Origin of the sequence: Enterobacter genomosp. O, from assembly GCF_001022965.1 — a bacterium.
GTDB lineage: Bacteria > Pseudomonadota > Gammaproteobacteria > Enterobacterales > Enterobacteriaceae > Enterobacter > Enterobacter cloacae_L.
Window position 1 is genome coordinate 381,060 of the sequence record NZ_LECZ01000025.1, and the last position, 20,541, is coordinate 401,600.

17 protein-coding genes are annotated in these 20,541 nt (G+C 54.5%); 11 read left to right on the top strand and 6 right to left on the bottom strand.

Annotated features, from left to right (window positions below):
- From kdpC to potE, 6 genes are all read left to right on the top strand, one after another.
- Entirely contained in the window at positions 1 to 576 is a 576-nt protein-coding gene (gene kdpC / locus ABR39_RS11745; protein WP_047347079.1) for a potassium-transporting ATPase subunit KdpC, read from the top strand.
- A complete protein-coding gene (kdpD, locus tag ABR39_RS11750; protein ID WP_047347080.1) occupies positions 577 to 3,264 on the top strand; it encodes a two-component system sensor histidine kinase KdpD in 2,688 nt (895 codons plus the stop codon). It abuts the gene before it with no gap.
- On the top strand, positions 3,261 to 3,938 hold the full coding sequence (kdpE, locus tag ABR39_RS11755) for a two-component system response regulator KdpE (RefSeq protein ID WP_047347081.1): 678 nt from the start codon (positions 3,261 to 3,263) through the stop codon (positions 3,936 to 3,938). The genes kdpD and kdpE overlap by 4 nt, the downstream gene beginning before the upstream one ends.
- Positions 3,939 to 4,216: 278 nt before the next feature.
- Complete coding sequence (gene speFL, locus ABR39_RS25410; RefSeq protein ID WP_003858645.1) at positions 4,217 to 4,321, top strand: leader peptide SpeFL; 105 nt, start codon at positions 4,217 to 4,219, stop codon at positions 4,319 to 4,321.
- A gap of 255 nt (positions 4,322 to 4,576) precedes the next feature.
- On the top strand, positions 4,577 to 6,775 hold the full coding sequence (gene speF / locus ABR39_RS11760; protein WP_047347082.1) for an ornithine decarboxylase SpeF: 2,199 nt from the start codon (positions 4,577 to 4,579) through the stop codon (positions 6,773 to 6,775).
- Positions 6,772 to 8,085 (top strand): putrescine-ornithine antiporter, encoded by a 1,314-nt coding sequence (gene potE, locus ABR39_RS11765; protein ID WP_047347083.1) that lies wholly within the window; start codon positions 6,772 to 6,774, stop codon positions 8,083 to 8,085. The genes speF and potE overlap by 4 nt, the downstream gene beginning before the upstream one ends.
- 103 nt (positions 8,086 to 8,188) lie before the next feature.
- On the opposite strand, the gene pgm is transcribed toward potE, so the two are convergent.
- Positions 8,189 to 9,829: a phosphoglucomutase (alpha-D-glucose-1,6-bisphosphate-dependent) gene (pgm, locus tag ABR39_RS11770; RefSeq protein ID WP_047347084.1), complete on the bottom strand. Its 1,641-nt coding sequence runs from the start codon at positions 9,827 to 9,829 to the stop codon at positions 8,189 to 8,191.
- Between the two features lie 24 nt (positions 9,830 to 9,853).
- The gene (gene seqA / locus ABR39_RS25650) at positions 9,854 to 10,402 is read right to left on the bottom strand and encodes a replication initiation negative regulator SeqA (RefSeq protein ID WP_047347085.1); all 549 of its coding nucleotides are present in this window, start codon (positions 10,400 to 10,402) and stop codon (positions 9,854 to 9,856) included.
- A gap of 183 nt (positions 10,403 to 10,585) precedes the next feature.
- Here seqA and ybfF point away from each other — a divergent pair, with 183 nt between their 5' ends.
- The 4 genes from ybfF to fur all read left to right on the top strand — a co-directional run bounded on the left by ybfF (position 10,586) and on the right by fur (position 13,198).
- Positions 10,586 to 11,359 carry an esterase gene (gene ybfF / locus ABR39_RS11780; RefSeq protein WP_047347086.1) on the top strand — a complete coding sequence of 258 codons (774 nt, stop codon included), beginning with the start codon at positions 10,586 to 10,588 and terminating at the stop codon, positions 11,357 to 11,359.
- Positions 11,360 to 11,487: 128 nt separating this feature from the next.
- Positions 11,488 to 11,775: a LexA regulated protein gene (ybfE, locus tag ABR39_RS11785; protein ID WP_023334913.1), complete on the top strand. Its 288-nt coding sequence runs from the start codon at positions 11,488 to 11,490 to the stop codon at positions 11,773 to 11,775.
- Between the two features lie 155 nt (positions 11,776 to 11,930).
- Positions 11,931 to 12,461, top strand: a complete 531-nt coding sequence (fldA, locus tag ABR39_RS11790; RefSeq protein ID WP_008501067.1) for a flavodoxin FldA — start codon at positions 11,931 to 11,933, stop codon at positions 12,459 to 12,461.
- A 290-nt stretch (positions 12,462 to 12,751) separates the two neighbouring features.
- Positions 12,752 to 13,198 carry a ferric iron uptake transcriptional regulator gene (fur, locus tag ABR39_RS11795; RefSeq protein ID WP_023310771.1) on the top strand — a complete coding sequence of 149 codons (447 nt, stop codon included), beginning with the start codon at positions 12,752 to 12,754 and terminating at the stop codon, positions 13,196 to 13,198.
- A 106-nt stretch (positions 13,199 to 13,304) separates the two neighbouring features.
- On the opposite strand, the gene chiQ is transcribed toward fur, so the two are convergent.
- From chiQ to nagE, 4 genes are all read right to left on the bottom strand, one after another.
- On the bottom strand, positions 13,305 to 13,634 hold the full coding sequence (gene chiQ, locus ABR39_RS11800) for a ChiQ/YbfN family lipoprotein (RefSeq protein WP_047347385.1): 330 nt from the start codon (positions 13,632 to 13,634) through the stop codon (positions 13,305 to 13,307).
- A gap of 47 nt (positions 13,635 to 13,681) precedes the next feature.
- On the bottom strand, positions 13,682 to 15,097 hold the full coding sequence (gene chiP, locus ABR39_RS11805) for a chitoporin ChiP (RefSeq protein WP_047347087.1): 1,416 nt from the start codon (positions 15,095 to 15,097) through the stop codon (positions 13,682 to 13,684).
- A gap of 446 nt (positions 15,098 to 15,543) precedes the next feature.
- Positions 15,544 to 17,211: a glutamine--tRNA ligase gene (gene glnS / locus ABR39_RS11810; protein ID WP_047347088.1), complete on the bottom strand. Its 1,668-nt coding sequence runs from the start codon at positions 17,209 to 17,211 to the stop codon at positions 15,544 to 15,546.
- A 169-nt stretch (positions 17,212 to 17,380) separates the two neighbouring features.
- Positions 17,381 to 19,402 (bottom strand): N-acetylglucosamine-specific PTS transporter subunit IIBC, encoded by a 2,022-nt coding sequence (gene nagE, locus ABR39_RS11815; protein ID WP_072059238.1) that lies wholly within the window; start codon positions 19,400 to 19,402, stop codon positions 17,381 to 17,383.
- Positions 19,403 to 19,730: 328 nt separating this feature from the next.
- On the opposite strand from nagE, the gene nagB reads away from it, so the two are divergent.
- On the top strand, positions 19,731 to 20,531 hold the full coding sequence (gene nagB, locus ABR39_RS11820) for a glucosamine-6-phosphate deaminase (RefSeq protein WP_047347090.1): 801 nt from the start codon (positions 19,731 to 19,733) through the stop codon (positions 20,529 to 20,531).
- The last annotated feature ends 10 nt before the right edge of the window (positions 20,532 to 20,541 follow it).

Genomic DNA, 20,541 nt, shown 5'->3' on the forward strand with positions numbered 1-20,541 from the left:
ATGACGATGTTACGCCCCGCTATACTTCTATTTATTCTGCTGTCTCTCATTACCGGCGGGCTGTATCCGCTGGTGACCACCGCGCTGGGCCAGTGGTGGTTTAAGGATCGGGCCAACGGCTCGCTGATTATGCAAAACGGTGAAAACCGCGGTTCGCGCCTGATTGGACAGAACTTTACGGATGTCCGCTACTTCCAGGGACGCCCTTCCGCCACTGCCGAAAGCCCGTATAATCCGATGGCATCCGGCGGCAGTAACCTGGCGGGCAGCAACCCCGAGCTGGACAAAGCCGTCGCCGGGCGTGTGGCAGCCCTGCGCGCCGCTAATCCGCAGGCCAGCCGTGACGTTCCCGTGGAGCTGGTGACCGCCTCGGCCAGCGGGCTGGACTACAGCCTGACGCCGGCAGCGGCGGCATGGCAAATTCCGCGCGTCGCCGCCGCCCGTCAGTTGACCGTCGAACAGGTTAGCCAGCTGGTTGCCGAGCACACGCAAAAGCCGCTGGTCAGCTTCATCGGCATGCCCGTGGTGAATATTGTTGAGCTGAATCTGGCGCTGGACGCGCTAAGGAAAAACTAAATGACCGACGAGCCCATGCGCCCGGATCCGGACAGGCTGCTCGAACAGACGGCTGAAGCCCATCGCGGCAAACTGAAAATTTTCTTTGGCGCCTGCGCGGGCGTCGGGAAAACCTTCGCCATGCTGACGGAAGCCCAGCGGCTTCGGGCGCAGGGGCTCGATATTCTGATCGGCGTGGTCGAAACCCACGGACGTAAAGAGACGGCATCGCTGCTGAAGGGGCTGGCCACCCAGCCGCCCCGACGCATCAGCCACCGCGGTCGGTTAGTCACCGAATTCGATCTCGATGCGGCCCTCGCCCGCCGTCCCGCTCTTATCCTGATGGACGAGCTGGCGCACAGCAATGCGCCAGGCTCGCGCCATCCCAAACGCTGGCAGGACGTTGAAGAGTTACTTGAGGCCGGCATTGATGTTTTCACGACGGTTAACGTTCAGCATCTCGAAAGCCTGAACGACGTGGTCAGCGGCGTGACCGGCATTCAGGTGCGCGAAACGGTACCCGATCCGTTCTTCGATTCCGCCGACGAGGTGATGCTGGTCGACCTACCCCCCGATGATTTACGCCAGCGCCTGCACGAAGGCAAAGTCTATATCGCCGGCCAGGCCGAGCGCGCCATCGAACATTTCTTCCGTAAAGGAAACCTGATTGCCCTGCGCGAACTGGCCCTGCGGCGAACCGCCGACCGGGTGGACGATCAGATGCGCGCCTGGCGCGACTTACAGGGACAGGAACGCGTCTGGCACACGCGAGACGCCATCCTGCTGTGCGTGGGCCACGGCAGCGGCAATGAAAAGCTTGTCCGCACCGCGGCCCGGCTGGCGGCCAAATTTGGCAGCGTCTGGCACGCGGTGTATGTCGAAACGCCGCAGCTACACGCCCTGCCCGAAAACCAGCGCCGCGCTATTCTGAGTTCGCTGCGCCTGGCGCAGGAGCTGGGTGCCGAAACCGCCACCCTGTCCGATCCCCAAGAAGATAAAGCCATTCTGCGCTACGCGCGCGAGCATAACCTGGGGAAAATCGTGATTGGCCGTCGCCAGCATCGCCGCTGGTTTAGCCGCGAATCGTTTGCTGACAAACTGGCCCGCCGCGCGCCGGATCTGGATCTGGTGATCGTGGCGCTGGACGACAAACCCACGTCCCTGCCCTCCCGAACACCGGACGCGCGGGCGTTTGGTGATAAATGGCGGATGCAAATTCGCGGCTGTCTTGTTGCCGTCGTGCTCTGTGCCCTCATAACCATGATTGCCAGCCAGTGGCTGTTTGCCTTCGACGCGGCCAACCTGGTGATGATTTATCTCCTTGGCGTGGTGGTAGTTGCGCTCTTTTACGGGCGCTGGCCGTCGGTACTTGCGACCGTCATCAACGTCATCAGCTTCGATCTGTTCTTTATCGCCCCGCGCGGCACGCTGGCGGTTTCAGACGTGCAGTACATTCTCACCTTTGGCGTGATGCTCACCGTCGGGCTGGTGATCGGGAATCTGACGGCGGGCGTGCGCTATCAGGCGCGTATCGCCCGCTACCGCGAACAGCGCACGCGCCATCTCTATGAGATGTCGAAGTCGCTGGCGGTTGGCCGTACCCCGCTGGATATCGTGCAAACCAGCGAGCAGTTTATCCGCTCGACGTTTCATGCCAGCAACCTGATTTTACTCCCGGACGAACATGGCAGGCTGCGCCCGCTGACGTCGGCCTCAGGCATGACGCCCTGGGACGAGGCCATCGCGCGCTGGAGCTTTGATAAAGGATTACCTGCGGGCGCAGGGACCGACACCCTGCCCGGCGTGCCTTATCAAATTCTGCCGCTGCGCAGTGCCGATAAAAATCAGGGGCTGGTCATCGTTGAGCCATCCAACCTGCGCCAGCTGATGATCCCCGAACAGCAGCGGCTGCTCGAGACTTTCACCCTGCTGGTTGCCAGCGCGCTCGAGCGGCTTGCGCTCACCGCCAGCGAAGAGCAGGCCCGGCTGGCAAGCGAGCGTGAAAGCATTCGTAACTCGCTGCTGGCGGCGCTGTCTCACGATCTGCGAACCCCGCTCACCGTCCTGTTTGGTCAGTCAGAAATCCTGACGCTGGACCTGGCGGCGGAGGGCTCTAAACATGCCCTTCAGGCCAGCGAGATCCGCCAGCACGTGCTGAACACCACGCGTCTGGTGAATAACCTGCTTGATATGGCGCGTATTCAGTCAGGCGGCTTTAACCTGAAAAAAGAGTGGCTCACGCTTGAAGAGGTGGTGGGCAGCGCCCTGAAAATGCTCGAACCCGGTCTGGGTGGGCGACATATCGCGCTGAACATGCCTGAGCCCCTGACCCTGATTCACGTTGATGGCCCGCTGTTCGAACGGGTGCTGATCAACCTGCTGGAAAATGCCGGCAAATATGCGGGTGCCAGCGCGCGGATTGGCGTGGATGCGACGGTGAAAGATGGCACGCTTCATCTTGAGGTCTGGGATACCGGTCCGGGCATTCCTGCCGGGCAAGAGCTGGCTATTTTTGAAAAATTCGCGCGCGGCAATAAGGAGTCGGCCATTCCGGGCGTCGGGCTGGGGCTGGCGATTTGCCAGGCGATTATTGACGTTCACGGCGGGTCCATTTCCGCAGAGAATCGCCCGGAAGGCGGCGCGCGTTTTTGTGTTACACTTCCTCTGGAAACCCCGCCAGAACTTAATGAATTACCAGAGGATTTGTGATCAACGTTCTGATTGTTGAAGATGAGATCGCCATTAGTCGGTTTCTGCGCGCTGCGCTGGAAGGAGACGGTCTGCGCGTTCATGACGCGAGTACGCTTCAACGGGGTTTAATTGAAGCCGCTACCCGCAAGCCGGACCTGGTGATCCTCGATCTTGGGCTGCCGGATGGTGACGGCATCGACTTCATTCGGGAAGTTCGCCAGTGGAGCCAGATGCCGATTCTGGTGCTCTCCGCCCGCACTGAAGAGACAGATAAAATCGCCGCGCTGGATGCCGGAGCGGATGACTACCTGATTAAACCTTTTGGCATCGGCGAACTGCAGGCTCGCCTTCGCGTGGCGCTGCGTCGCCACAGCGCAACCACGCCAGCCGACCCAGTCTATACGTTTAGCGATATCCGGGTTGACCTGGCCGCGCGACGAATTGTGCGCGGTGAAGAAGAGATCCATCTCACGCCAATCGAGTTTCGCCTGCTCGCCGTGCTGCTCAACAACCACGGTAAGGTACTTACCCAACGCCAGCTGTTAAATCAGGTGTGGGGACCTAACGCTGTAGAACACAGTCACTATTTACGCATATATATGGGACACCTTCGTCAGAAACTCGAAGTTGACCCCGCTCGCCCTCGCCATTTATTAACTGAAACCGGTATCGGTTATCGGTTTATGGTCTGAATATCTATTCACTTTTATTTTTAATTAATAATAAAAACCCATCATCACTCATTTAAAATAAAACCATTAAGAACATCTTTCATTATTTTCTCGCGCTAAAACATTAGAAAAACATGTTATTAACACCACATCAACAAATCAGAATTTTGATCTGAGATATTCATCAAAAACGAATATTTATTTCTAAAATGATCGGTTAACGGTGATCATGATCACAGTTAATCCCTTTTTCCCGGATAAAATGACCATGCTTTCAATTACTGAAAGGAAAATGAAACATGGAAAACAATAATCGCTTGATGCCCCATATAAGGCGGACAACACATATCATGATGTTTGCCCACCGAAACTGCTTTGACTTTCACCTCTTTAACGCCCGGTAGTCCTTCGACTTCTGGCGCGCTCGCTTACAGGTCATCCTGAAACACCTTATTTTACAGGCTATTGCCTGTGAACCCGTGCGCTTATTCATCTTGATTCAGACTCATCCGCACCGGGCGGACTGAATTTCAATCATCAAAAAAAGCAATTCACTGATTTTAATCAGCGGCCATCCTTTGCTTTTTTTCCGGGAAATTATCGATTTCTTTCTTACAAGAAATCGAGGGACGCATGTTATCTAAAATAAAGAGAGAAAGATGAAAAGTTTAAAAATTGCAGCCAGCCGTGCATGTCCGGATTGCTTTAGCACCCAGCGTGAGCTGGTGGATGTCCGCATCTCGGATTATATTGATGTTGCCGCCGTTGTTCTGGCGGTCAGCGATATTACTGACGGCATCCTGGAAGAAATAGAAGCCACCGGTTTTGGCATTCCTGTTTTTGTCGCAACACACAAAGAAGAGATCATCCCGGCTGATTATTTATCGCGCATTCATGGCGTATTTGAGTATTCAGACACCAGCAACGACTTTTACGGACGCCAGCTGGAAGCGGCAGCCCAGAAGTATGAAACCCAGCTGCGTCCACCGTTTTTCCGCGCCCTGGTCGACTACGTGAAGCAGGGCAACAGCGCGTTTGACTGCCCGGGGCATCAGGGTGGGCAGTTCTTCCGCCGTCATCCTGCCGGTAACCAGTTTGTCGATTTCTTTGGTGAGACGCTTTTCCGCTCCGATCTGTGCAACGCCGACGTGGCGATGGGCGATCTGCTGATCCACGAAGGCGCGCCGTGCATTGCGCAGCAGCACGCGGCAAAAGTCTTTAACGCCGATAAGACCTACTTCGTGCTGAACGGCACCTCGTCATCCAACAAAGTGGTGCTTAATGCCCTGCTCACCCCGGGTGACCTGGTCCTGTTCGACCGTAACAACCATAAATCCAACCATCACGGTGCCCTCCTTCAGGCAGGCGCTACGCCGGTCTATCTTGAAACCGCGCGCAACCCTTACGGCTTCATTGGCGGCATTGACGCCCACTGCTTTGAAGAACATTATCTGCGCGAGCTCGTGGCAGAGGTCGCACCTGGCCGTGCACGCGATGCGCGTCCGTTCCGTCTGGCGGTGATTCAGCTGGGTACCTACGATGGCACCATCTATAACGCCCGTCAGGTGGTGGATAAGATTGGTCATCTGTGTGATTACATCCTGTTTGACTCGGCCTGGGTGGGTTACGAGCAGTTTATCCCGATGATGGCCGACTGCTCTCCGCTGCTGCTGGAGCTGAACGAAAACGACCCGGGGATCCTGGTCACCCAGTCCGTGCATAAACAGCAGGCCGGCTTCTCACAGACCTCGCAAATCCACAAGAAAGACAGCCACATCAAAGGCCAGCAGCGCTATGTCCCGCACAAGCGGCTGAATAATGCCTTTATGATGCACGCCTCCACCAGCCCGTTCTATCCGCTGTTTGCCGCGCTGGACATCAACGCCCGGATGCATGAAGGCCAGAGCGGGCGCAACATGTGGATGGACTGCGTGGTGAACGGTATCGAAGCGCGCAAGTTAATCCTGCAAAACTGTCAGTATCTGCGCCCCTTCGTGCCGGAAACGGTGGATGGCCGTCCGTGGGAAAGCTGGGACACGGCGGAAATTGCAACCGATCTGCGCTTCTTCCACTTCGTACCGGGTGAAAACTGGCACGCTTTTGAAGGCTACGCTGAGCATCAGTATTTTATCGATCCGTGCAAGCTCTTGCTGACCACGCCGGGCATTAACGCCCGCACCGGTGAGTATGACGACTTCGGCGTGCCCGCCACCATCCTCGCCAACTTCCTGCGTGAAAACGGCATTGTGCCGGAGAAATGCGATCTCAACTCGATCCTGTTCCTGCTCACGCCTGCCGAAGATATGGGCAAGCTGCAGCAGCTGGTGGCACAGCTGGTTCGCTTCGAAAAACTGCTCGAGAGCGATGTGCCGCTAAAAGAGGTACTGCCGTCTCTCTACAAACAGCATCCGGAACGTTACGCGGATTACACCCTGCGCCAGATCTGCCAGGAAATGCATGACCTGTACGCCCGCCACAACGTAAAACAGCTGCAAAAAGAGATGTTCCGCAAGTCTCACTTCCCACGGGTGATGATGAACCCGCAGGACGCGAACTACGCCTATCTGCGTGGTGAGGTTGAACTGGTGTCCCTGCGCGACGCGGAAGGCCGCATCGCCGCCGAAGGCGCCCTTCCTTATCCACCAGGGGTGCTGTGTGTTGTCCCGGGGGAAGTCTGGGGCGGTTCCGTGCTGCGCTACTTTGCCGCGCTGGAAGAAGGGATCAACCTGTTACCGGGCTTTGCGCCAGAGCTGCAGGGCGTATACGTCGAGGAGTGTGACGGTCGCAAACAGGTTCGCTGCTACGTCATTAAACAACCCGCCGCTCAGCCCGCGCTGCTGAAGGGAGAGAAATTATGAGTAAGTCCAATAAGATGGGCGTGGTGCAGCTGACCATCCTCACCATGGTGAACATGATGGGTTCCGGGATCATCATGCTGCCCACCAAGCTTGCCGAAGTGGGAACCATTTCGATTATTTCCTGGCTGGTGACCGCCGTAGGTTCAATGGCGCTGGCGTGGGCATTTGCCAAGTGCGGGATGTTCAGCCGCAAGTCAGGCGGGATGGGTGGCTATGCGGAGTATGCCTTTGGCAAGTCGGGCAACTTTATGGCCAACTATACCTACGGCGTGTCGCTGCTGATTGCTAACGTGGCGATTGCCATCTCCGCCGTGGGTTACGGCACGGAGCTGTTTGGTGCCACGCTCAGCCCGGTACAGATTGGTTTAGCAACCACCGGCGTGCTGTGGATCTGCACCGTGGCCAACTTTGGCGGCGCACGAATCACCGGACAGCTGAGTAGCATCACCGTCTGGGGCGTGATTATCCCGGTTGTGGGTTTGTGCATCATCGGCTGGTTCTGGTTCAGCCCGACCCTGTACGCGAACTCCTGGAACCCGCACCATGTGCCGTTCTTTACCGCTGTCGGGTCCTCCATCGCCATGACGCTGTGGGCCTTCCTCGGTCTGGAATCGGCCTGTGCAAACGCGGAAGTGGTAGAGAACCCGGAAAAGAACGTCCCGATTGCCGTTCTGGGCGGAACGCTGGGCGCGGCGGTGATCTATATCATCTCGACTAACGTTATTGCCGGCATCGTACCGAACATGGATTTGGCTAAATCCACGGCGCCGTTCGGGCTGGCCTTCGCGCAGATGTTCACCCCGGAAGTCGGGAAAGTGATCATGGGGCTGATGGTTATGTCCTGCTGCGGTTCGCTCCTCGGCTGGCAGTTCACCATCGCGCAGGTGTTCAAATCTTCGGCTGATGAAGGTTACTTCCCGAAAATCTTCTCCCGCGTGACCAAAGCCGATGCGCCGGTACAGGGCATGCTGGCCATTGTCATCTTCCAGAGCGGATTGTCGCTGATGACCATTAGCCCGTCGCTGAACAGCCAGTTCAACGTGCTGGTCAACCTGGCGGTAGTGACGAATATCATTCCGTATATTCTGTCGATGGCGGCGCTGGTGATTATTCAGAAAGTCGCGAAGGTGGATCCACGCAAGGCGCGTGCGGCGAATATCGTGGCGCTGATTGGGGCGATTTACAGCTTCTATGCGCTCTACTCATCCGGCCAGGAGGCGATGCTGTATGGCGCGATGGTGACCTTTATGGGCTGGACGCTGTACGGTCTGGTATCGCCGAGATTTGAATTGAAGAATAAACATAGTTAGGTAAAAGCAAAACGGCAACCCGGAGGTTGCCGTTTTTAATGTTTTCTCCCTCTCCCTGTGGGAGAGGGACGGGGTGAGGGCATCAGCCCGCACCAAACACCACTTACGCGTTTTTCAGCACTTCGCTGACAATCTCTACCGCTTCTTTCTCAATCTGCTGACGATGTTCAGCGCCGAGGAAGCTTTCGCAATAGATTTTATACGCATCTTCCGTACCGGATGGACGCGCAGCGAACCAGCCGTTTTCGGTCATCACTTTCAGACCGCCAATGGATGCGCCGTTGCCCGGCGCCGCCGTCAGACGCGCGGTGATCGGGTCACCCGCCAGGGTGCTTGCGCTGACCATCTCTGGAGAGAGTTTGGACAGAGCGGCTTTCTGAGCAGAGGTCGCGCCAGCCTGAATGCGGTTATAGCTTGGCGCACCAAAACGCTCCGCCAGCTCGTTGTAATGTTCCTGCGGGTTCTTACCGGTGACCGCGGTGATCTCCGCCGCCAGCAGGCACATGATGATGCCGTCTTTATCGGTTGACCACGGCGTGCCGTCGAAGCGCAGGAATGACGCACCGGCGCTCTCTTCACCACCGAAGCCGAAGCTGCCGTCGTGCAGACCATCAACGAACCATTTAAAGCCCACCGGCACTTCCACCAGCTTGCGACCCAGGGCGTCGACCACGCGGTCGATCATGGCTGAAGAGACCAGCGTCTTACCGACGGCCACCTCTTTGCCCCACTGCGGACGGTGCTGGAACAGGTAGTTAATCGCGACGGCCAGATAGTGGTTCGGGTTCATCAGCCCGGCAGGGGTGACGATACCGTGACGGTCATAATCCGGGTCGTTAGCAAACGCCAGGTCGAATTTATCGCGCAGCGCCAGCAGGCCCGCCATGGCGCACTCGGAGGAGCAGTCCATACGGATCGCGCCGTCTTTATCGAGGTGCATAAAGCGGAAGGTCTGATCGACGTGATCGTTCACGATGGTCAGATCCAGCTTGTAATGCTCGGCGATACGTTTCCAGTATTCAATACCGGAGCCGCCCAGCGGATCCACACCCAGCTTCAGGCCGGCTTTCTGAATCGCCGCCATGTCAACGATATCCGCCAGCCCTTCCACGAAAGGCTGAACCAGATCCTGCTCTTTCACGTGGCCGGACGCCATGGCGGCATCCAGGGAGATGCGCTTCACGCCTTTCAGATCGTCAGCCAGCAAGGCATTTGCACGGTCTTCCACCACTTTGGTGACGTTGGTGTCTGCCGGGCCACCGTTAGGTGGGTTGTATTTGATGCCGCCGTCTTCCGGTGGGTTATGGGATGGCGTGATAACGATCCCGTCAGCCAGCGCGCCACCTTTTTTGTTGTGCACCAGGATAGCGTTAGACACCGCAGGCGTTGGGGTAAAACCGTTGTTCTCCTGAACAATCACATCAACGCCGTTTGCGGCCAGCACTTCCACAACAGAGATGAACGCCGGTTCAGACAGCGCATGGGTGTCTTTACCCACGTAGCACGGACCGGTAACGCCGTTTTTAGCGCGCTCTTCGGCAATGGCCTGAGCAATCGCCAGAATGTGCGGTTCGTTAAAGCTGTGGCGCGCCGCGCTACCGCGGTGACCAGATGTACCAAACTTCACTGCGTGTTCTGCGTTGCCCACGACCGGTTTCAGCACGTAATACTGCGCGGTCAGCTGAGCGACGTTAATCAAATCGCTTTGTTGTGCAGGTTGGCCTGCACGGCTGTGATTTGCCATTACCGGGTCCTTCTGATGCAAGGGTTAAATTGTACCGCAAACCTTTTCAATCAATTCCGCCGGGAACTGCATGGACTGCATGATATGTTCAACCATGCTGCACTTGCGGCCCGTATTGGTATTGGTGATCACCCAGTACGGAGTGCCTGGGACATGTTTAGGTTTGGTTTGGTTGCCATTTTGCAGCAGCGTCTGCTCGTCACCCGCGAAATAGACGCGAGTACGACCGTGCAGCGACTCGGTCGCTTCAGCAAACGCCTTGTTATCCAGTGAATAAAGTGTAGACAGCACCAGCATAAAGCGGTTAACCGCCTTTTTCTGCTCCGCATATTCATCGGACAGCAGCAGCTCGCGCATCGCGCGCACTTTATCTTTTGCCGGTGTCACGGCAGGTTTAGCCTGTGCAACAACGCTCGGCTGAGACACGACATCTTTGGTGACTGGGGTAGCAGGCTGTGAAGCGGCGGAAATTTTAAGCATGCGCCGTAAAATGTCGGACGCGCTCTCCCCGATATGCCGCGTCTGGCTGGCAATATACTGATAGAGTTCGTCATCAACTTCGATTGTTTTCATCTTAATCCAGTGCGATTTCTTATCTGAATACAAGTCATTGGGATTATAGGGTCAAATCCCAACAGCGGATAGCGTCAAACCAGGTTGGCAGCAAAAGTCAGATTAAACTGGAACCTTGCAGCCGGGCGGCAGAATGGTCAACATGATACCCTAACCTGACATACGTAAAAAAAGAACTTTGCCATGAAATTGAATACCCGAGCGCAAACTGCACAATCGCCGAACAATAATTCTCCCATCGTACTGGTTCACGGGCTTTTTGGCAGCCTGGATAACCTGGGCGTGCTGGCGCGCGATCTGGTTACCGATCACGATATTTTACAGGTCGATATGCGCAATCACGGTCTTTCCGGGCGTTCAGACGAAATGACCTACGCCGCGATGGCGCAGGATCTGCTGGATACGCTGGACGCCAACGGCCTGCAGAAGGTGACGCTCATCGGGCATTCAATGGGCGGCAAAGCGGTGATGGCCCTGACGGCGCTTGCGCCGGAGCGTATTAACGGCCTAGTGGTGATTGATGTCGCGCCCGTGGATTATGACGTCCGCCGTCACGACGAGATTTTTGCCGCCATCAATGCGGTCACTGAAGCGGGTGTCGCGACCCGCCAACAGGCGGCTGCGGTCATGCGTGACCATCTTGATGAAGAAGGCGTCGTGCAGTTCCTGCTGAAGTCGTTTGTTGACGGACAATGGCGTTTTAACGTGCCGGCGCTCTGGGAGCAGTACAACAATATCGTGGGTTGGAAAACGGTACCTGCCTGGCCACACCCTACCCTCTTCATTCGTGGCGGTAACTCTCCTTATATTACCGACGCGTACCGCGACACCTTGCTGGCACAATTCCCGCAGGCGCGCGCCCACGTGATTGCCGGGGCCGGACACTGGGTTCACGCAGAAAAACCTGACGCCGTGTTGCGCGCCATTCGCCGCTATCTCGCTGATACTGCGAATTGATTAAAAAGAGAGCGACTGGAAGGCTGCGGGCTTCCAGTCGTTGGCGTGCCGTTTTTGGTGATGTATGATGGCGCGCTTATCGCCCGGGCATTAGCAGGGCGGCGTGTTTCCCCCGAAGTCTCAGAATCATGGCCAAAGAACAAACGGACCGTACGACACTAGATCTGTTCGCGAATGAGCGTCGACCGGGACGACCCAAGACGAATCCGCTTTCGCGCGATGAACAGCTGCGTATCAATAAACGCAACCAGCTTAAACGCGATAAAAATCGTGGGCTTAAGCGTGTCGAACTGAAGCTTAACGCCGACGCCGTCGATGCGCTTAACGAGTTGGCTGACGCGCGAAATATCAGCCGCAGCGAGCTCATTGAAGAGATGTTGATCGCCCAGCTTGAGACGTTACGCAGCCAGGCATAAGTCTGAAAATCCCCTTTATCGCCCTTTTCATGTAGCACGGAGTGCAGTCCTGCGCGATAGCTGTTTCCGCAGGGTTGCCAGTTCTGCTATTATTGCCCTTATCCGTGGCCGAATTGCGCCACCATACTATTAAGTTTCAAGAGGTTATTTTACTCATGGCAATCATCGGCATTTTCTTTGGCAGTGATACCGGCAATACCGAAAATATCGCAAAAAACATTCAAAAACAGCTCGGTAAAGACGTTGCTGATGTGCATGACATCGCCAAGAGCAGCAAAGAAGATCTCGAAGGCTATGACATTCTTCTGCTGGGTATTCCAACCTGGTACTACGGTGAAGCCCAGTGCGACTGGGATGATTTCTTCCCGACGCTGGAAGAAGTCGACTTCAACGGTAAGCTGGTCGCCCTGTTTGGCTGCGGCGATCAGGAAGACTACGCCGAGTACTTCTGTGACGCGCTGGGGACTATCCGCGACATCATTGAGCCGAATGGCGCAGTGATCGTTGGCCACTGGCCAACTGCCGGTTACCACTTCGAAGCGTCTAAAGGCCTGGCCGATGACGATCATTTCGTGGGTCTGGCCATCGACGAAGACCGTCAGCCAGAGCTGACGGCAGAGCGCGTTGAGAAATGGGTTAAGCAGATCCGTGAGGAACTGCACCTGGACGATATTCTTAACGCCTGATTTTTATCGCGGCGCAGCGGCGGCTGCGCCCGTGCTCCAGGTCAAACCGATTAAATTAATCGCTACAATCTTTTAACTTTTTCGCCCAGACCTGTACAATGTCTCCCTGATAAACGTGGTTTTCCATTGAGCAAGTTTGTTGGTGATACCACGTTTTTATAAGCATATTTTGCCTGAGACTTGCAGTTTTCATTTAGCCATGGCAGTTCTATAATGAGACGCATTATCCCGGGTGCATTTTCTGTCACTTCCTACAGAAGTGAATCGTTTAGCAACAGGACAGATTCCGCATGACTGACAACAATACCGCATTAAAGAAGGCTGGCCTGAAAGTTACGCTTCCTCGGTTAAAAATCCTCGAAGTGCTTCAGGGTCCAGACAATCACCATGTCAGTGCGGAAGACCTCTATAAACGTCTTATTGACATGGGTGAAGAGATTGGGCTGGCTACCGTCTATCGCGTGCTGAACCAGTTTGATGACGCGGGCATTGTTACCCGTCATAATTTCGAAGGCGGTAAATCTGTTTTCGAACTGACCCAGCAGCAGCACCACGATCACCTGATCTGCCTCGATTGCGGCAAGGTCATTGAATTTAGCGATGATTCCATTGAATCACGCCAGCGTGAAATCGCCGCGCGTCATGGCATCCGCCTGACCAACCACAGCCTGTACCTTTACGGTCACTGCGCTGAAGGCGACTGCCGCGAAGATGACCACGCGCACGACGCAAAATAATCAGTCTTCATACTCTGAGCCAGCCGCAAGGTTGGCTTTTTTTTGCCTGTATTCAGGTATAAAAAAGCCCGGTAAGCGTAGCGCCACCGGGCATGATAACAGCAGGTTAATTACTGTTATTGCTGCGGATCTCTTTCCAGATCTGGTCGCAACGCTTCGCCACTTCCTGATCGTTACCGGTTTTACGCGCCTGGATACAGGCCTGGTAATCCATCACGCGAACATTTTCCTGCGTTGCGAACTGCTCATGCGCCTTCTCTTTTTTCAGCACATTCAATACGCTCTGGCAGGCCTGAATTTTCTCCGGCGAGCCTTCAGCGGTATTGATGCACGCGCTATAGGCCTCCTTCAGCCGGGAGTCTTCTTTAGGTGCCTGGCTCTGAGAACACGCCACCAGCCCCGACGCCAGCAGCGCGACAATTACGATTTTTTTCATCATGTGCAGTCTCCGGTCCGGCGGGCGCTAACCCGCCGGACGATTCATCAGAAGATGGTGAACGGTGCGATAACCATGAATTTCACGTCACGCTCATCCTGGAAGATGTTGTTATATCCGCCACCGTAGCTAGGCAGGTCAGAATGGTTGTCATACTGGGTGAAGTGCAGTTTGAACATTGTGCCCTTGGCTCTTCCATCCTGCAGTACATACGCAGCATCCAGACTATAGGCGGATTCCTTCAAGCGCTGGCTCTGATCGTAGATTGGGGCACTACTTGGTTTAGCATCCCAACCGTAAGCATAGGAAGCCCCCACTGACCAACCTGCAAGATTCCAGTTTTTGAGATCGTACATCGCCCCGAAGAAGACTGCTTTTTCACCATTGGCGTTAAAGTCAGAGCGGTTATCCCACCAGATATCCAGGCGACCGTTAGAAGATGCATAGGTTGGTGTCATGCGCTGTAAGAAGAAGCCCTGATTACCATCAGCTTTGACCCACGTGCCTTCAAGACGAAGATCCACCTGGCCAATCTTGTAGCCAAAGGTTAAAGCTTGCAGCCAGGCCGTGCCGTCATATAAGTCCCTGGCAAGTGCCACTTCATCGTTGGTACGCAGGTTATTTTGTGCGTCTGCTTTATCTCGCGCACCATAGAATTGATAGCTGGTCGAAAGTGAGCTTCCGGCGATATCGAACTTATAAGATGCTTTGGCAAAATACTGGTCCATGTATCCTTGTGCCTGACCAAATGCCGCTTCAAGCACCAGATTATTTTTGAAATCGTACTTAGCACCAAGAGAATGAAGATAATCTACCCGCGTTTTACGATCGCCCTGGTAGAACTTGTCCATTTCGATATGCCACGGTGCTTTATATTCGTTGGTCCACATATAAGAGAAGCTCAACGCACCCGCATCACCGTAGTCAAAGTTAGCCCCGGCTTCTGCACCTTGATAGGTGCCTGGCATAAAGCTCCAGTGCGGCGCTAACAGCGTCTGGCCGGTGGGCTGAATATAGCCACCGCGCGCCCACACCGGGCCGTATTTAAATTTCGCTGCGGCCTTATAAAGGCTGATTCCGCTCTTATCCCCGGACCAGTCTTCTTTATAGGCTTTGTTGCTGGAGGAGAAGGCAATTTCGTTCGGGTGGCCGCTGTCGCCGTTTTCCGCCATTTCGATCGCGGTAAACGCAGCAATATCCAGACCGAACATATCTGCGGCATAGCCTGACTGGAAGTCGAGGTTAGCGTTCCAGGTGGAGTGAGAAAGGTTAGTTTTGTATTTGTCTTCGGTGACGTCTTTACGGTCACGTTCACGCTGCCAGTAATAAATACCGCCCGTGAGGGTAGAATCTTCGATGAAACCTGCGGCTTTCGCCTCTGGTGTAACGACCAGGCCCGACATTGCTGTCACACCGGCAATAGCCAGCGCCAGCGCACTACGTTTGCCACTGAACGTACGCATAGATTATTCCTCTTTGACGAATTAAAACGCCTGAAACGGCGAAAATAAAAAAGACCAAATGGTCAGGGGTAGTTATAAATACCCTCGAATTAACTACCGTCTTTAGGTTATTTTTCGCGACGCGAATTATCAATGCTTTTCAGCGGACAAAAGTCAGGATTATGACGAAGTGCACATAATTGGTAGCGCTTTGTAACATTTGCCGGAGGGCGAGATTTGGCGGGGCACGCCATTAAATTTCAGAGGGTAAGATCGTTAATTGCTGTTACTTTTTACAAATTGCGTATTGATGATAAAAAACAAACTTTTTTCAGAAAAATAAGTAGCACCACATTGACCTGATATTTTCCTCGATATTATTCCCCCCCTGCTTTAACGATATGATCGTTAAATAAAAAAACGCCGCAATAAGCGGCGTTTGTCTCTCATTGACCAATGCAGCGTTATTATTCGCCGATTTTGGTCCAGGTATCACGCAGACCAACGGTACGGTTAAATACCGGTTTTTCCGCGGTGCTGTAACGGCTGTCCAGGCAGAAGTAACCTTCACGCTCGAACTGGAACGCTTTACCCGCTTCAGCGGCTTTCAGGGAAGGCTCTGCATAACCCTGCTTGATCACCAAAGATTCTGGGTTGATGGTCGCCAGGAAGTCTTCAGCAGCACCCGGGTTAGGCACGCTGAACAGACGGTCATACAGGCGAATTTCTACCGGCAGCGCATGCGTCGCGCTCACCCAGTGAATAACGCCTTTCACCTTGCGGCCGTCCGCCGGATCTTTACTCAGCGTTTCAGCGTCATATGAACAGAAGATGGTGGTGATGTTCCCTTCCGCGTCTTTCTCTACGCGCTCGGCTTTGATGACGTAGGCATTACGCAGACGCACCTCTTTACCCAACACCAGACGCTTGTACTGCTTGTTGGCTTCTTCGCGGAAGTCAGCGCGGTCGATCCAGATTTCACCGCTGAACGGCACGTCGCGGCTGCCCATTTCCGGTTTGTTCGGATGGTTAGGCATGGAGACCAGCTCGCTTTCACCCTGCGGATAGTTCTCGATAACCAGCTTCACCGGGTCGATGACCGCCATCGCACGCGGTGCGTTTTCGTTGAGGTCTTCGCGAATGCAGGATTCGAGAGAAGCTATTTCAATGGTGTTGTCCTGCTTGGTCACGCCGATACGTTTGCAGAACTCACGAATAGACGCGGCAGTATAACCACGACGACGCAGACCAGAGATGGTCGGCATACGCGGGTCATCCCAGCCCTCAACGTGCTTGTCGGTCACCAGCAGGTTCAGCTTACGCTTGGACATCACGGTGTATTCCAGATTCAGACGAGAGAACTCGTACTGACGCGGATGCACAGGAATGGTGATGTTATCCAGTACCCAGTCGTACAGACGACGGTTGTCCTGGAACTCCAGCGTACACAGGGAGTGGGTGATGCCTTCCAGTGCATCGCTGATGCAATGGGTGAAGTCGTACATCGGGTAGATGCACCACTTGTTACCGGTCTGATGGTGTTCAGCAAATTTAATACGGTACAGCACCGGATCGCGCATCACGATGAACGGAGACGCCATATCGATTTTGGCACGCAGGCAGGCTTTGCCTTCTTCGAAGCCACCGGCACGCATTTTTTCAAACAGCGCCAGGTTCTCTTCAACGCTGCGATCGCGGAACGGGCTGTTTTTGCCCGGTGCGGTCAGCGTTCCGCGGTATTCACGGATCTCGTCAGCAGACAGCTCGTCGACATACGCCAGACCTTTGTTGATCAGCTCAACCGCATAGGCGTACAGCTGATCAAAATAGTCAGAGGAGTAGCAGATATCGCCAGACCAGTTGAAGCCCAGCCATTGCACGTCGTTCTTAATGGACTCAACGTATTCGATGTCTTCTTTTACTGGGTTGGTGTCATCGAAACGCAGGTTGCACTGCCCCTGATAGTCCTGGGCAATGCCAAAGTTCAGGCAGATAGATTTTGCATGCCCGATATGCAGGTAGCCGTTCGGCTCCGGCGGGAAGCGGGTATGAATTGTGGTGTGCTTACCACTGGCCAGATCTTCATCGATGATCTGACGAATAAAGTTACTCGGGCGGGCTTCTGCCTCACTCATCGTGGATTCCTCAAAGCGTAAACAACGTATAACGGCATATGATCTTATAAGCCGGACGTAGTGACAACCCTTAAAACGGCTCTGAAGAAAATAATGGGGGCATTTGCTGCAAAAAAAAGCGGCGGAGGATATCCCCCGCCGCTTAAGGCATGACTCTACTCAGGAGCGATTACTTGCCTTTAATCTCATACAGCGGCGTTTGACCCGCAACAACCTGACCTTTCGCCTGAATGACCAGGCCACTGAAGTCGTCGATGTTGCTGCAAACCACCGGGCTTATCATGGAGCGCGCGTTGGCGTTCAGGAAGTCCAGATCCATTTCCAGAACCGGCTGGCCGGCCACCACTTCAGCGCCCTCTTCCACCAGACGAGTAAAGCCCTGACCGTTCAGCGCAACGGTATCGATACCCATGTGGACAACGATCTCCGCGCCATTTTCGGTTTCGAGGCAGAACGCGTGGTTGGTGTTGAAGATTTTCACGATGGTACCGGCAGCAGGAGACACAACGGTTTTGTCCGTTGGTTTCACCGCAACACCGTCACCGACCGCTTTGCTGGCGAACGCTTCATCAGGCACCTGCTCAATCGCAACGACCTCACCGGTGACGGGAGACACCAGCGCGGCAACCGTTTTGGCGTTAGGTACCGCCTGCGGTTTTGCAGCTGCAGGAGCGGCAGCAGGCGCAGCGCTTGCTTCAGCGGCTGCAACCGGGCCGGTCGTTTTCATTGCGTTGGCAATTTTTTCTGCAACGAAGCCGACGATAATCTGCACGCTGGTTTTGTTCAGGCGGATAACACCGGACGCGCCCAGGCGTTTCGCCAGCGCTTCGTTTACCAGAGAAGAATCTTTCACGTTCAGACGCAGACGGGTGATACAGGCATCAATGCCGGTCAGGTTGTCAGAACCGCCGACAGCGGCAATGTACTGACGCGCCAGACCCGATACGTCCTGATCCTGAGCACCGCTCACGTTCACATCCTGACCATCCGCTTCGCTACCGGCCACGGCCAGTTCACGACCCGGGGTCATCAGGTTGAATTTGGTGATAGTGAAACGGAACACCATGTAGTAGATCGCGAAGAACACCAGACCTTGTGGGATCAGCATCCACCAGTGGGTTGCCAGCGGGTTACGGGAAGAAAGCACCATATCCACCAGACCCGCACTGAAGCCAAAGCCCGCAATCCAGTGCATGCTTGCCGCGATAAACACGGAGATACCGGTCAGCACAGCGTGGATCACGTACAGTACAGGCGCCACGAACATGAAGGAGAATTCCAGCGGCTCGGTGATACCGGTGAAGAAGGCCGCAAACGCGCCCGCCATCATAATACCCAGCACTTTCGCTTTGTTTTCTGGACGCGCGCAGTGGTAGATAGCCAGCGCAGCGCCTGGAAGACCAAACATCATGATTGGGAAGAAGCCTGCCTGGTAACGACCGGTAATACCGACAACCGCTTTACCTGCTTCGATGGACTGTGCGCCACCCAGGAAGTTAGGGATATCGTTAATACCTGCAACGTCGAACCAGAATACGGAGTTCAGCGCGTGGTGCAGACCAACCGGGATCAGCAGACGGTTGAAGAACGCATACACGCCCGCACCGACGGAGCCCAGTTTCTGGATGTGTTCACCAAAGTTCACCAGACCGTCGAAGATAACCGGCCAGATGTACATCAGGATGAACGCAACGAAGATCATCACAAAGGAGGTCAGAATAGGCACCAGGCGACGACCGCTGAAGAACGACAGCGCTTTTGGCAGCTCTACGCTACTGAAGCGGTTGTACAGTTCGGCAGAGATGATACCCACAAGGATACCGACAAACTGGTTGCTGATCTTACCGAATGCCGCCGGAACCTGGTCCGCCGGGATTTTTTGGATCATGGCCACCGCTGCAGGCGAGCAGAGAGTGGTTAACACGAGGAAACCGACAAAACCGGTCAGCGCAGCGGCACCGTCTTTGTCTTTGGACATACCGTAAGCCACACCAATCGCAAACAATACGGACATGTTGTCGATAATGGCGGAGCCTGACTTGATAAAGAACGCCGCCAGCGCGCTGGTGTTACCCCAGCCGTTGGGGTCGATCCAGTAGCCGACACCCATCAGGATGGCTGCGGCAGGCAGCGTGGCGACCGGCACCATCAGTGCGCGACCAACCTTTTGTAAATAACCTAGAATACTCACTTTCTTCCCCCTATGAGACCCCGTTTAAGGCATGTTCTCAGCTCTGTTTTTTATTGTGTCACGAACTATATATACAGTTGATGATTCACTGGCATTGTGAGTGTGTGAAAAATTAATTCGTATCGCAAATTAAACGCGTACTTTTTGTGATTTTTGTCACCAAATATCGTTTATTACCCTCCCTTTCACTGGCTAACAACGAAAACTTATTTTATCATTCGAAAAATCAAGACGGATTGATCCGGCCTGAAAGGTTCCAGGTTACGCTTAAGCATCAGGTTCCGATAGCCATCCGCCCACTCTTCTACTTTAACTCTTGAGGTGAACAATGAGACTGATTCCCCTGGCAACTGCTGAACAAGTCGGCAAATGGGCCGCTCGCCATATCGTTAACCGCATTAACGCGTTCAAACCGACCGCCGATCGTCCTTTCGTCCTTGGCCTTCCGACGGGTGGCACACCGCTGACCGCGTATAAAGCCCTGGTAGAGATGCACAAAGCAGGCCAGGTTAGCTTCAAACATGTTGTGACCTTCAATATGGACGAATACGTCGGCTTACCGAAAGAACATCCGGAAAGCTACCATAGCTTTATGCACCGCAATTTCTTTGATCACGTTGATATTCCATCTGAAAATATTAACCTGCTGAATGGAAACGCGCCGGATATTGACGCAGAATGCCGTCAGTATGAAGAAAAAATCCGTTCCTACGGTAAAATCCACCTGTTCATGGGCGGTGTAGGTAACGACGGTCATATCGCGTTTAACGAACCGGCGTCATCTCTCGCTTCCCGTACGCGTATTAAAACGCTGACCCATGACACGCGCGTGGCAAACTCCCGCTTCTTTGACGGTGACGTTAACCAGGTTCCAAAATACGCCCTGACCGTAGGCGTAGGCACCCTGCTGGATGCCGAAGAAGTGATGATTCTGGTCCTGGGCGGCGTGAAAGCGCAGGCGCTGCAGGCTGCCGTTGAAGGCAACGTGAACCATATGTGGACCATCAGCTGCCTGCAGCTGCATCCTAAATCAGTCATCGTTTGCGACGAGCCGTCCACGATGGAGCTGAAGGTGAAAACGCTGAAATACTTCAACGAGTTAGAAGCTGAGAACATCAAAGGTCTGTAATTGAATAACC